This window comes from Vibrio sp. 779(2023), assembly GCF_033344285.1.
Classification (GTDB): Bacteria; Pseudomonadota; Gammaproteobacteria; order Enterobacterales; family Vibrionaceae; genus Vibrio; species Vibrio alginolyticus.
In genome coordinates, this window is sequence record NZ_JAWPOM010000002.1 from 45,288 (window position 1) to 58,208 (window position 12,921).

The 12,921-nt window shown below is 44.2% G+C and carries 12 protein-coding genes; 3 read left to right on the forward strand and 9 right to left on the reverse strand.

The window, feature by feature from the left end; genetic code table 11:
- Positions 1-2: 2 nt before the first annotated feature.
- Positions 3-524, reverse strand: a complete 522-nt coding sequence (gene rppH / locus R8O70_RS02840; protein ID WP_005381953.1) for an RNA pyrophosphohydrolase — start codon at positions 522-524, stop codon at positions 3-5.
- A 619-nt stretch (positions 525-1,143) separates the two neighbouring features.
- Between rppH and mutH the strand changes: the two genes are divergently transcribed.
- The gene (mutH, locus tag R8O70_RS02845; RefSeq protein ID WP_206953692.1) at positions 1,144-1,824 is read left to right on the forward strand and encodes a DNA mismatch repair endonuclease MutH; all 681 of its coding nucleotides are present in this window, start codon (positions 1,144-1,146) and stop codon (positions 1,822-1,824) included.
- Positions 1,825-1,839: 15 nt separating this feature from the next.
- On the opposite strand, the gene R8O70_RS02850 is transcribed toward mutH, so the two are convergent.
- Complete coding sequence (locus R8O70_RS02850) at positions 1,840-2,151, reverse strand: DUF6482 family protein (protein ID WP_005381772.1); 312 nt, start codon at positions 2,149-2,151, stop codon at positions 1,840-1,842.
- A 154-nt stretch (positions 2,152-2,305) separates the two neighbouring features.
- On the opposite strand from R8O70_RS02850, the gene R8O70_RS02855 reads away from it, so the two are divergent.
- On the forward strand, positions 2,306-3,340 hold the full coding sequence (locus R8O70_RS02855) for an NADP(H)-dependent aldo-keto reductase (RefSeq protein WP_213904805.1): 1,035 nt from the start codon (positions 2,306-2,308) through the stop codon (positions 3,338-3,340).
- Between the two features lie 131 nt (positions 3,341-3,471).
- On the opposite strand, the gene R8O70_RS02860 is transcribed toward R8O70_RS02855, so the two are convergent.
- The 7 genes from R8O70_RS02860 to xerD all read right to left on the reverse strand — a co-directional run bounded on the left by R8O70_RS02860 (position 3,472) and on the right by xerD (position 12,203).
- The gene (locus R8O70_RS02860) at positions 3,472-3,723 is read right to left on the reverse strand and encodes a hypothetical protein (protein ID WP_005381776.1); all 252 of its coding nucleotides are present in this window, start codon (positions 3,721-3,723) and stop codon (positions 3,472-3,474) included.
- A gap of 528 nt (positions 3,724-4,251) precedes the next feature.
- Entirely contained in the window at positions 4,252-5,586 is a 1,335-nt protein-coding gene (gene vpsR / locus R8O70_RS02865) for a cyclic-di-GMP-binding transcriptional regulator VpsR (protein WP_005385970.1), read from the reverse strand.
- Positions 5,587-5,830: 244 nt separating this feature from the next.
- Positions 5,831-7,348: a lysine--tRNA ligase gene (lysS, locus tag R8O70_RS02870; RefSeq protein WP_005382861.1), complete on the reverse strand. Its 1,518-nt coding sequence runs from the start codon at positions 7,346-7,348 to the stop codon at positions 5,831-5,833.
- Positions 7,349-7,382: 34 nt separating this feature from the next.
- A protein-coding gene (gene prfB, locus R8O70_RS02875) for a peptide chain release factor 2 (protein WP_100068604.1) occupies positions 7,383-8,481 on the reverse strand; the annotation gives its coding sequence in 2 pieces (ribosomal slippage) (positions 7,383-8,405 and positions 8,407-8,481; 1,098 coding nt in all).
- A 173-nt stretch (positions 8,482-8,654) separates the two neighbouring features.
- Complete coding sequence (recJ, locus tag R8O70_RS02880) at positions 8,655-10,394, reverse strand: single-stranded-DNA-specific exonuclease RecJ (RefSeq protein WP_017635068.1); 1,740 nt, start codon at positions 10,392-10,394, stop codon at positions 8,655-8,657.
- 43 nt (positions 10,395-10,437) lie between these two features.
- A complete protein-coding gene (dsbC, locus tag R8O70_RS02885) occupies positions 10,438-11,226 on the reverse strand; it encodes a bifunctional protein-disulfide isomerase/oxidoreductase DsbC (protein WP_005381786.1) in 789 nt (262 codons plus the stop codon).
- A gap of 59 nt (positions 11,227-11,285) precedes the next feature.
- Positions 11,286-12,203, reverse strand: a complete 918-nt coding sequence (gene xerD, locus R8O70_RS02890; RefSeq protein ID WP_005381788.1) for a site-specific tyrosine recombinase XerD — start codon at positions 12,201-12,203, stop codon at positions 11,286-11,288.
- A 157-nt stretch (positions 12,204-12,360) separates the two neighbouring features.
- On the opposite strand from xerD, the gene fldB reads away from it, so the two are divergent.
- Positions 12,361-12,879, forward strand: coding sequence for a flavodoxin FldB (fldB, locus tag R8O70_RS02895; RefSeq protein ID WP_005381790.1), 519 nt, complete (start codon positions 12,361-12,363; stop codon positions 12,877-12,879).
- The last annotated feature ends 42 nt before the right edge of the window (positions 12,880-12,921 follow it).

Genomic DNA, 12,921 nt, shown 5'->3' on the forward strand with positions numbered 1-12,921 from the left:
GATTATCCTCTACGTTGCTTTTTTCTTTTCCCTTTCGCTTTTCTCTCTCGAAAAGGCATGGCTAAGGATGCAAATTCTTTCATCGCTCGTCGATAAACATCTCGCTTGAAAGAAACAACTTGCCTAACTGGATACCAGTAACTTACCCAGCGCCAACCATCAAATTCAGGGGATTTTCCGCGTTGCATATTAATGCGAGACTCATCGCATTCTAATCTCAGCAGAAACCATTTCTGTTTTTGGCCGATACAAACAGGCTTGGAGTCCCAACGCACCAATCGCTTTGGTAGCTTATATCTTAACCAATGACGACTTGTTGCAATGATCTTAACGTCTTTTTTCGTTAAACCGACTTCTTCGTATAACTCCCTGAACATGGCTTGTTCAGGGGTTTCACCTTCGTCAATCCCACCTTGTGGAAATTGCCATGAGTGTTGCCCGTATCGTTTAGCCCAGAAGACCTGACCATGGTTATTACATATCACAATACCAACATTAAGTCGGTAACCATCGCCATCTATCACTGGCTAACCTCTATGAATAAATTTTTTATTACCGTGATTTTTCCACATATCCCCATTACTAGCAAACTTACTGATGTGATATGAGCAAGATTTATTACCTTTTCAGCATTTTTGGATATCTTTTAATCAAACCATACCTTATCAACACAAGAGTGAGACATTGCCCACATTTATTCACCTTTTCTGTGAATAACTTTGTGAAGAATTCAATTCAAATGAGTAATTCAGTTCAATCCCATCAAATGAAAAACAAATGAATAAACAAAAAAACAAACATAAAGCATTGATAAAAAAGTATTTATTTTTAAAAATAACGATAATTCGATCTTCAATTTCTTGATGATCTTTTCACCAAACTCAGATCGGTCAAAGATCCACCAACAGGCTATTTATCCACACTCACCTGCTATTCGTTTAGATGATTACAACAAAATCAACCCCAAAAATGCATTTTAACCCCTGTTTATTCATACAGATCCCGCCAGGATCTTATCAATACCTCCTCCACCTGTGGATAAGTTATGAATTGATCGTTCTTACACCGCCTCGGTGAAATCTTAAACAGTAGATTTGGTCGGAGTTTGATAAACTATATTTTTTGTAATACCACCTTGTAACTATGAAACCAGAACCACAAACAGAAGCAGAGCTATTGGAACGAGCGCATGATATGGCAGGACTCTGTTTTGCTGAGTTGGCCGCCGAGGCGAATATGATTGTTCCTGAAAACTTAAAACGTGATAAAGGTTGGGTGGGTCAATTACTCGAATGGCACTTGGGCGCTCCAGCTGGCAGTAAACCTCAACAAGATTTCGCAAAACTAGGGATCGAGTTGAAAAGTATTCCGATCAGTTACTCTGGCAAACCTTTAGAAACAACCTTTGTTTCTGTGGCCCCCCTCACTGGTGTTCATGGTCTTACATGGGAAACAAGTCATGTTCGAAACAAGCTATCTCGTGTGCTTTGGGTACCCGTAGAAGGAGAACGAGAAATCCCACTCGCTGAAAGACGTGTGGGCAGTCCACTCATTTGGTCACCAGATGAAGAAGAAGAACGGATTTTGCGAAATGACTGGGAAGAGTTAATGGAGATGATCGTCTTGGGAAGATTTGATCAAATTTCCGCCAGACACGGAGAAGCGCTGCATCTTCGCCCTAAAGCCGCAAATGCAAAAGCGCTCACCGAAGCATATAACTCAAATGGTAAGCCGATGAAAACTCTGCCCCGAGGCTTTTACCTTAGAACACAGTTTACTGAACAGATCTTACTCAAGCACTACATTAACACTCAACCAGAATAAAACTATATCAGCTATTTAGTGCGTCACGAGCGATAACTCAATATCGCAGTACGAGGCTGCCTCTTCAGTGCCACATTCGTCATACGCATTACGCAGCCTTAAATACGCTTTATCGACCCCTAGCCTCAATAATTCTTCTTTTACTAAGTCTAGAGAGCCAAAATGTATCGGGTCTTCACCGTCTTTAATCGGCTCAAGTTGATGCTTGTACTCCACAGCTAAAAGATAGTCAGAGACATCAGAACACCCAATCACAAATACTTTGGGAGTTTTATAAGTATCTTTATGTGGACCATGTAGCCACATGTCCAATTGATGCTTCTGCATAACATACCTCCTTCACACGATTATTTAAGTGTAGTTAGGCTAACTGTAGCTTTCGAGTTTGCTCTCCCTTTATACGTAAATCATTTGCGATTGCGGCTAAAAATCCCCTATATTGGAGTCACTTATTTAGTCGGTAACTCTTCAAGGACGTGATATGCAATACACAAAACTACCGCACTCATCACTTGAGATCAGTAAAATCTGCCTCGGCACTATGACGTTTGGCGAGCAAAACACAGAAAAGGACGCCTTTGAACAGCTCGACTTTGCCCTCGATCATGGGGTGAACTTCATCGATACCGCAGAGATGTACCCTGTACCGCCAAACTCGGAAACACAAGGGCTCACCGAGCAATACATCGGTAATTGGTTAGCAAAAAGCGGCAAAAGAGAGAAAGTAGTACTAGCAACAAAAGTGGCAGGCCCTCGCAATGTTCCTCACATTAGAGACAACATGAGCCTTAATCGTCGCCACATCCATACAGCAATTGATGACAGCCTTAATCGTCTACAAACCGATTATGTCGATTTGTACCAACTACATTGGCCGCAGCGTCAAACCAACTGCTTTGGTCAACTCAACTACCCATACCCTGACAAACAAGAAGAAGTCACGTTAATTGAAACGTTGGAAGCGCTTACTGAATTAGTGAATGCAGGTAAAGTGCGCTATATCGGCGTATCCAACGAGACGCCGTGGGGTGTGATGTCGCTATTGCGTTTGGCAGAAAAACACGATTTGCCAAGAATTGTCTCCATTCAAAACCCATATAACTTATTGAACCGCAGCTTCGAAGTTGGCTTGTCTGAAATCAGCCATTACGAAGGCGTTCAGTTACTTGCCTACTCTCCTTTGGCATTTGGCTGCCTGAGTGGTAAATACCTAAACGGGGCAAAACCTGAAGGCGCTCGATGCACTAAGTGGGAGCGTTTTGCGCGCTACTTCACTCCGCAAGGTGTTAAAGCGACCGAAGCTTACGTCAATTTAGCTCAAGAGCATGGTCTAACCCCTGCACAAATGGCGCTCGCGTTTGTCAATCAGCGTCCATTTGTTGCTTCTAACATTATCGGAGCAACAAACCTAGACCAATTAAAAGCCAATATCGACAGTATTGATTTGCAACTTAGCGACGAACTACTTACTGAAATTCAAGCAATAGGTACAACTTACTCGAATCCTTGCCCTTAACAGTACCACCTTCAAACGAAAACAGCTGATCTTCAAGATCAGCTGTTTATCCAATGAAGTCATACTTCATATAAAAAGTTAAGCGTGTTGAATGACTCGTTAGCAACTCAGTCAGCCCAACACGCTAACGATTACGTCATTATTCGCGACGTTAAGACTCGACGAAGGTGACGAACTCGACGTTCAACTTTTACTGCATCCGGAACATTGGCACGTGTAGAACGACCATCGCGATCTAAACCAATATCCCTCAATAGATGAACATTCGTCCATGGAATATCATGAGCAGTTCGGCGTATGGTACGCTGCCATTGCTTTTCTTCGCGTTTAAGGTCTGCTTTCAATAGCAAAGTGGCCAATTGTAAGTAAATAGAGTGACGCATAATATTTTCTCCGATTATCGATGTATTCGACTGGGAAAAATAGTGCGTAAAATGAACAGAAATATTCTGTTGATACTAAGCCGCTACTTTCCCGCAGCCTAGTAATAAATATGATAGGTTACGGATTAATTTTTATCTTGTGAGCCAGTGGTATTGGTATCATCCGATTTAAGGGTTATCGGAGCGATAGGCATACGATCAGCGCAAGCAGTGGTGTTAACAACGTAATGTTTCATCTTGCGCCTCCTAGCTAAAAATTAATCCGTTTATGAAAGGTATAACTCATTGAGTTACGGTTAAATTGTAAGCTTTGATGAATATATATCAAACATTTTTTGCCTTTTTGATTAAAAACAAATCAATACACCGCAATTTAGTTTCATATACTTTTATGTATAACATATTCACCTGAGGAATATATAAATTTGCGGATTTTATAAATCAAACCAAACAAAAATAAAAAGAGCGGCTCTGTGGCCACTCTCTTTTATTGTATTTATTCGCCTATTTAACACAGGGAAAGGCCAACTACATGGCTTGTTCGGAAATCAAGTTATGTTTATTAAGTAGTCGATACATGGTTGCACGCGAAACTCCGAGCTCTTTCGCCGCATTTGAAACTTGACCAGAATGAGATTCCAAAACAACCAGCAACGCATCACGTTCACTCTTCTCTCGGATTGATTTCAAGCTGCGCTTTGAGTCATTACGTTGAGGTAAATCTAAGTGATGATCTTCAATCATTACGCTGTCGGACATTAATACCGCTCGCTTCACTTGGTTCATCAGCTCACGCACATTTCCAGGCCAGAAATAACGTGTCAGTGCCTTGAATGCATCCTCAGAAAAGCTTTTTGCTTGCGAGTTGTACTCTTTTGAGAACTCTTGTAAGTAGAAACGAGCCAGCAATGCGATGTCACTCGCACGTTCTTTCAAGCTAGGGACATTGATGCGCAGAACGTTGATGTAATGGTAAAGCTCTTCATTGAAGTCACCGTCAATCAAAGCTTTTTCAACATCCGACGAGTTAGCAGCAAGAATACGCACGTTAACCGCTTTTACGCCATCTTTGGTATCAATGGTGCCTTCTTGCAAGAATCTCAGCAGATTCATTTGCTGCTCTTTTGAAATGGTAAGAATGTCATTAAACAACACGGTGCCACCATCTGCTTGTTCAAGCAGGCATGCTTCCATATCTTCATCGGCGTTAATACCAAATACTTCAGCTTGGAAACGTTGTTCATTGAGTGCGCGACAGTTAATTGCCATAAACGGTTTATGAGAGCGTGAAGAGACTTTATGGATGGCCCTAGCAACCGCCTCTTTACCAGTCCCACTTTCCCCAGAAATCAGAATGCTGACGTCCGTTGGACCAATGCGCTTCACTTGATCGCGTAAACGTTTCATCGGGATAGATTCACCGATCAAACCCATATCTAAACTGCTACCAAAACTAGGCCAAACTTTTTTCTCCAATTTAAGCATGCCAAGCTGGTGACCTATTGTGCTTAATAACTGTGCATCTGGGATCGGCGCTGTGAAAAAATCGATACAAAAGTTAACAATGAACTGGCATATGGTGTCAGTGCCAAGCTGAGATTCACGAATAAACGCTAACCAACGTACGTGTTTGTGAGAGCTGACTAAGTTCGCCAAACCATTCAAGCTGAACTCGTCATGGCTGAGATCAACAATACCGATACATGGACCAATATCTTCTAACAGCGTATTAGCTTTGCGTAAGTCACCTACTTGATGACACTTCCAGCCCACTTGCTCCAGTACCGATAACCAAGGCTCATAAGTACCGCCAACTACCACAAGCGATCCCGGGATGGAATCCATCTTAAACTGCCCAGCCATTCTCTAACCCTTTTTCATTGTTAATAGAAATTTTGTGCCACAAACTTATCTTTGCGAGCGGGTAACATTATCGAGACTCCGCCCCCTCACGTCTGTCTCAGTATTAAGACTATGCAATAGATTGAGATTTGGCGAATGTTTATTTGCATATCCCATTAAAAGGCAAGTGCAACAACTTGAATTACCTTAACTAAAAGGCAAAAAAAAACCACCCGAAGGTGGTTTTTTTACTCATCCTATCGAATTACGCTTGCGGGCGCATTGCAGGGAATAAGATCACGTCACGGATAGTGTGCGTGTTAGTCAGTAGCATAACCAAACGGTCGATACCGATACCTTGGCCTGCTGTTGGCGGTAGGCCGTGCTCTAGAGCAGTGATGTAGTCTGCATCGTAGAACATTGCTTCGTCGTCACCAGACTCTTTCGCTTCAACCTGTGCTTTAAAGCGTGCATCTTGGTCTTCAGCATCGTTAAGCTCTGAGAAACCGTTCGCTACTTCACGGCCACCGATAAAGAACTCAAAGCGGTCTGTAAAGAACGGGTTATCATCGCTACGACGAGCCAACGGAGAAATATCTGCTGGGTAACCAGTGATGAACGTAGGCTGCATTAGCTTAGGTTCTGCTGTTTCACCAAAGATCTCTTCAAGAAGCTGACCGCATGTCCAGAAAGGTTCTACTTCAACGTGAACAGATTTCGCGATAGAAACCATTAGATCACGGTTTTGTAGGTCTTCTTCTGTTAGCGCTTGGATTTGCGCGTGGTCTGGGTTGTAGTGCTTGATTGCTTCGAACATGCTCATACGAGTGTAAGTACCACCAAACTCAACCGTTTCATCACCGTAAGGCATTGACGTTGAACCTAGAACTTCTTGCGCCACTGAGCTTAGTAGTTCTTCAGTTAGGTCCATCAGATCTTTGTAGTCTGCGTACGCCATGTAGAATTCCATCATTGTGAATTCTGGGTTGTGGCGTGGAGAAAGGCCTTCGTTACGGAAGTTACGGTTGATTTCGAATACGCGATCAAAACCACCAACAACTAGACGCTTCAGGTATAGCTCTGGCGCGATACGTAGGTACATTGGCATGTCTAGTGCGTTGTGGTGCGTGATGAATGGACGCGCACTCGCACCGCCAGGGATAACGTGCATCATTGGCGTTTCAACTTCCATGAACTGCTTAGAGATCATGAAGTTGCGGATTGCAGACATTACTTTAGAACGTACTACGAACGCTTGACGAGAGTCTTCGTTAACGATCAGGTCAACGTAACGTTGGCGGTAACGCATCTCTTGGTCAGTTAGACCGTGGAACTTTTCTGGAAGTGGACGTAGTGCTTTGGTTAGCAACTCGTACTCTTCCATGTTCACGTATAGGTCACCCTTACCAGACTTATGAAGTGCACCTTTAACACCGATGATGTCACCGATATCTAGACCTTGGTATTTTTCTTTAAGTACTTTTTGAACCGCTTTGTCAGCATAAGCTTGGATACGGCCAGAAGTTTCTTGAATTACCAAGAATGGACCACGTTTAGCCATGATACGGCCAGCGATTGCTACTACGTGGTTAAGCTCTTCTAGCTCTTCCTTCGTCTTTTCACCGAACTCTTTCTGAAGGTCGCCCGCTAGTGCGTCACGACGGAAGTCGTTTGGATGGCCGTTCGCTTTGCAGCTCTTTCGGATTGCATCCAGTTTAGCGCGGCGTTCAGCAATCAGCTTATTTTCTTCTAGTACAGTTTCGTTTTGAACAGCATCAGTCATTTTCGATGTATCCTGTTTTTGTCGGTGAAAAGCTTTATAGACCTGATTTCAGGCTAGCTTCAATAAATTTGTCCAGATCGCCATCAAGAACCGCTTGAGTATTACGGTTTTCAATGCCCGTACGGAGGTCCTTAATACGTGAGTCATCCAATACGTAAGAACGGATCTGGCTACCCCAGCCAATGTCAGACTTAGCGTCTTCATTAGCTTGTTTTTCCGCATTTTGCTTTTGCAATTCAAGCTCAAATAGCTTCGCTCGAAGCTGTTTCATTGCCTGATCTTTGTTCTTATGTTGAGAACGGTCATTCTGACACTGAACCACTGTGTTCGTAGGTACGTGCGTAATACGTACCGCAGATTCTGTGGTGTTTACGTGCTGACCACCTGCGCCTGACGCACGGTAAACGTCAATACGTAGGTCGGAAGGATTAATGTCGATGTCGATGTTTTCATCAATCTCTGGATAGATGAACGCAGAAGCAAATGACGTATGGCGACGACCGCCTGAATCGAACGGAGATTTACGAACAAGACGATGAACGCCCGTTTCAGTGCGTAACCAACCGTACGCATACTCACCAGAGATGCGAACTGTTGCCGACTTAAGACCCGCGACTTCACCTTCAGAGACTTCAATCACTTCAGCTTTGAAGCCCTTCGCTTCTGCCCAACGTAGGTACATACGCAGCAGCATGTTAGTCCAGTCTTGTGCTTCTGTACCACCAGAGCCAGCTTGCAAATCGATGTAACAATCAGAGCTATCGTGGTCTCCAGAGAACATACGACGGAATTCAAGCTTTTCTAGCTTCTCTTCCAACTCAGCAAGTTCTGGTTCAATTTCGTCAAATGTTTCTTGATCTTCTTCTTCTACAGCCAGCTCAAGAAGACCTTCTACATCTTCCACACCTTGCTCTAGTTGATCAATGGTTTCAACAACCGCTTCTAGTGATGCACGCTCTTTACCCAGTGCTTGCGCACGCTCAGGTTCGTTCCATACATCTGGTTGTTCAAGTTCTGCGTTGACTTCTTCTAGACGCTCTTTCTTCGCGTCATAGTCAAAGATACCCCCTCAGGACATTTGTGCGCTGAGACACGTCCTGCAGACGGTTTTTAATTGGATTGATTTCAAACATGTTTACTCAACATTTTAGAATAGAATTTAACCGAGAAATTCTACTGAAAAATGTGACCGAGATACAGGAAAATTTCGGATGAGAAATCAGATTGCGGTGAGAGAGAGCACGGTCATAAAATTTTACACCCACTTAGGGACAACCGTACTCTATAAGAAAGGTTAATCTAGGTATTACTTAGCTTCGATATGGTCGATCATCAATTGCAATGATTGATTACCACGAAATTCATTCACATCCAGCTTATACGCGAGACGTACTGTTTTAACCGATGCATCTGGCCATCGACGTAGATCAACATTGAATGCGATACCGTCGATCATCACATTGGTAGGGTGACCTTTATAAAGCGGCTCTAACATCAATTTAAGATGCTTCTCACCCACCAGCTTTTGATGCAGTACTTTAAACTCACCATCAAAGATTGGTTCAGGGAAGGCTTGTCCAAAAGGGCCACCCGATCGCAGCTGTTCAGCAACATGCATAGAGAACTCTTCCGGCTTAAGTTCGCCATCTGACATGATCACGCCTTTTAGCGCCGCTTCATCGAGTTCCTTTTTTACCACTTCATCAAACAAACGACTGAAACGCTCAAAATCCTGCTCTTTAATCGTTAAGCCTGCTGCCATGGCGTGTCCACCAAACTTGATGATCAAACCCGGGTTTTGCGTGTCGATGAAATCCAACGCATCGCGCATGTGTAGCCCCGGAATAGAACGACACGAGCCTTTAATCGTCCCTTCTCCGCCATCAGCAAATGCAATGACTGGACGGTGAAACTTCTCTTTAATACGCGAAGCCAAAATACCAATCACACCTTGATGCCAATCACGTTGGAACAAGGCTAGGCCATAAGGAAGCTCATTGCCTTCACCAAACTGAAGGCGCTCACAGAAAGCCATCGCTTCTTGCTTCATGCCTTCTTCAATCTCTTTACGAGTTTGGTTCAAGCCATCCAATTCACTTGCCATGCGACGAGCAGCGTGGATGTTGTTACACATCAATAGTTCAACACCGAAAGACATGTCATCAAGACGACCTGCAGCGTTAATACGTGGACCTAAAGCAAAGCCAAAATCGGACGCAACTAAACGACGCGCATCGCGCTTCGCGACCTCAATTAATGCCTGGATGCCGGGACGCGCTTTGCCCGCACGAATACGTTGCAAGCCTTGGTGTACAAGAATGCGGTTGTTTTCATCCAATGGAACGACGTCGGCTACGGTACCCAGTGCAACAAGGTCAATCAGTTCCATCAACTTGGGCTCTTGCATCCCCTGTTCTGCAAACCAATTGTGTTTTCGCATATGAACGCATAGTGCCATCATGAGATAAAACGCGACCCCTACACCCGCAAGCGCTTTAGATGGAAAGCTACAGCTCTCAAGGTTTGGGTTCACCATTGCATCCACATCAGGCAACACTTGTCCTGGCAAGTGGTGATCGGTAACAAGCACGGTAATGCCATTTTCTTTTGCGTAACGCACGCCTTCGATTGATGAGACGCCGTTATCCACCGTCATGATCATCTCAGCGCCAAGCTCTAGGGCTTGGTCAACGACTTCTGGGCTTAACCCATAACCGTCTTCAAAACGATTTGGCACTAGGTAATCCACATTGTGACTACCAAGCATGCGCAGCGCGAGTACTGATAATGCTGAGCTTGTCGCACCATCAGCGTCAAAATCACCGACAACGATGATGCGTTTTTGTTCTTTTATCCCCTGAAACAAAAGATCGACAGCTTGCTCAATCCCCCCGAGTTTTTGATATGAATGCAACCCACGGGCCGACGTTTCTAATTGTGAAAGATCCGTTATCCCACGGTTGATGTAGATACGTTTAAGAATCGGAGGAATGGAATCAGGAAGAAGGGAAAGATCAGGTTCAGGACGTCGTTGAATTTCTATCATGCTTAAAAGAGCCGACAACTTTGCCGACTCTGCTCCTAATGGATTATAGTTGCTTTAAACGTTTCAATAGCTCTGCAGGTGGTAGGTAGCCACCAACCATTTCGCCATTCGGTAAGAAGATTGCTGGCGTACCAGAAATACCCAATTGGCGACCTAGATTGTAATGCGCCTGGATGGTTTCTTTACACTGTTTCAGGTCTTTCGCAGGGTTATCAAATGTACGATTCACTTTCGCGTTGTGCATTGCCGACGCCGGATCTTCAGCACACCAAATCGTTGCCATTTGCTCTGCCACAGGGCCAGTTGCACCTTGGCGAGGGTAAGCCATGTAACGCACTGTAATACCTAGATCATTATAGCCTTGCATTTGGCTATGCAGACGCACACAGTAACCACATGTGATATCAGTGAATACGGTCACAACGTACTTTTCATCGTCGGCTTTGTATTCGATCATGCTATCGGAGAACTGAGCAATTTTCTCGGCGTTAAGCGGCGCTTGACGCTCTGCTATGACATCTTTGTAACTGCCATCATCATTAATGGCATAAAGCGTACCGGCGATAAAATGGCTACCATCATTTGAAGCAAACAGGATCCCGCCATTGGTTTGAATTTCCAATAAGCCAGCGACGTCTGATGGTTGAATATCAACGATAGATAAACCAAGCTTTGAGAACTTAGTTTTTAATGCTGCTTCATCAAAGCCGCTTTGTGCAGCTGGCGCCACTTGTTGCGCAGGAGTCTCCGTTTGAGCCTGACTTTCTTCTGCACCACAAGCGGTAACAAAAAATGGTAAAGTCAGCAGAGTTAGTCGGCGTAATACGCTCATGAAATTCACCTTAATGTAAAATCGTTTTTCCAAGAAGACATGGATGAATCTAACCATTGTTATGCTCTTGGGTGGTGTTGACTGTGGATCTGCTTCAATCGTTCAGTCGCCACGTGAGTATAAATTTGCGTGGTCGATAAGTCACTATGTCCTAAAAGCATCTGTACGACCCTGAGATCTGCGCCATAGTTCAATAAGTGCGTGGCAAAGGCATGACGCAGTACGTGCGGCGACAGCTGATCCGTGTCAATCCCTGCTATCAAAGCATAGTACTTAATACGGTGCCAAAACGTCTGACGAGTCATTTGTCTTGCGCGTTTACTAGGAAAAACAATATCAGATGATGTATCACCAAGTAACGCAGGGCGCCCTTGTTGAATGAACGTCTCGATCCAATCGACCGCGTTTTCCCCCATAGGAACCAGGCGTTCTTTACCACCTTTACCAGTCACGCGCACCACCCCTTGGCGCAAGCTAACATTTTCCATGGTCAAACTGACGAGCTCTGTCACACGCAACCCTGTCGCATAGAGTAGCTCTAGCATCGCTTTATCGCGCAATTCTATAGGGTCATTCGGGTCTGGCGCTTCGAGCAACGCGTCCACTTGCTCTTCACTAATATCTTTGGGTAAACGTTGTGGCAGTTTAGGGCTAACCAAGAGCGCACTCGGGTCATCAGCGCGCACCTTCTCACGATGCAGGTATTGAAATAAACGACGAATAGCCGACAACATACGCGCACGGGACGTCTGTTTGTAATCTAAGTCTACAAGGTGGCTTTGATATTCTTGCAAGCCAGACAAACTGATAAAATCAAGACGGTATCGATGTTTTTCCATCCACACGAGCAGCTTCATTAAATCGTTTCGGTAGGAAGCCAACGTGTTCTCTGATAGACCACGCTCCATCCACATCGCATCTAAGAATTGCTCAACAAGCGAAAAATCTTGTTGATTGACAGGCTGTTGTGCCGTCATGAATGCTTCCTTATCTGTTTATATTTACAGTATTTAGATTAAAGCACCTGCCAATCCAATACCATAAAAAATCATCCCACATAGGATATTCGCTGCAATCTTCCTCAATTTATGGTTAGAATCTTCCACAACAGCAACACGAATAACGACGAATATAATGAAAATCGGACTCTTTTACGGCTCAACGACCTGCTACACAGAAATGGCAGCAGAGAAAATTCGTACCCTTATTGGTGAAGACCTTGTCGACATTCACAATGTGAAAGAGACACCGTTATCACTAATGGCGGACTACGACTTATTACTCCTTGGCATCTCAACTTGGGATTTTGGTGAAATTCAAGAAGATTGGAACGCGATTTGGCAAGACATCGCGACCACGCCACTGAAAGGCAAAGTTGTAGCGCTGTTTGGCCTGGGTGACCAAGAAGGTTACGGAGAGTGGTATTTAGATGCGATGGGCTTACTTCACGATGAATTGCAAGCCACAGGCGCAACCTTTATCGGTTACTGGCCAAATGAAGGCTACGAATTTGAAGCATCGAAAGCATTGATCGAAGATGGCAGCAAGTTTGTTGGACTTGCGTTAGATGAAGACTCACAGTACGAACTGAGTGATGAACGCATCGAAAAATGGTGTGAACAAGTTCTTGTGGAATTCCACGACACGCTTTAATAGCGCAAACACGTCATCATTAAAAATTAAAAGCCCGATGAA

Bases quoted from the DNA above. Each gene is read 5' to 3' on its own strand.
- mutH (WP_206953692.1), top strand. From the start codon at position 1,144: ATGAAACCAGAACCACAAACAGAAGCAGAGCTATTGGAACGAGCGCAT.
- R8O70_RS02850 (WP_005381772.1), bottom strand. From the start codon at position 2,151: ATGCAGAAGCATCAATTGGACATGTGGCTACATGGTCCACATAAAGAT.
- R8O70_RS02855 (WP_213904805.1), top strand. From the start codon at position 2,306: ATGCAATACACAAAACTACCGCACTCATCACTTGAGATCAGTAAAATC.
- R8O70_RS02860 (WP_005381776.1), bottom strand. From the start codon at position 3,723: ATGCGTCACTCTATTTACTTACAATTGGCCACTTTGCTATTGAAAGCA.
- vpsR (WP_005385970.1), bottom strand. From the start codon at position 5,586: ATGGCTGGGCAGTTTAAGATGGATTCCATCCCGGGATCGCTTGTGGTA.
- lysS (WP_005382861.1), bottom strand. From the start codon at position 7,348: ATGACTGATGCTGTTCAAAACGAAACTGTACTAGAAGAAAATAAGCTG.
- recJ (WP_017635068.1), bottom strand. From the start codon at position 10,394: ATGATAGAAATTCAACGACGTCCTGAACCTGATCTTTCCCTTCTTCCT.
- dsbC (WP_005381786.1), bottom strand. From the start codon at position 11,226: ATGAGCGTATTACGCCGACTAACTCTGCTGACTTTACCATTTTTTGTT.
- xerD (WP_005381788.1), bottom strand. From the start codon at position 12,203: ATGACGGCACAACAGCCTGTCAATCAACAAGATTTTTCGCTTGTTGAG.
- fldB (WP_005381790.1), top strand. From the start codon at position 12,361: ATGAAAATCGGACTCTTTTACGGCTCAACGACCTGCTACACAGAAATG.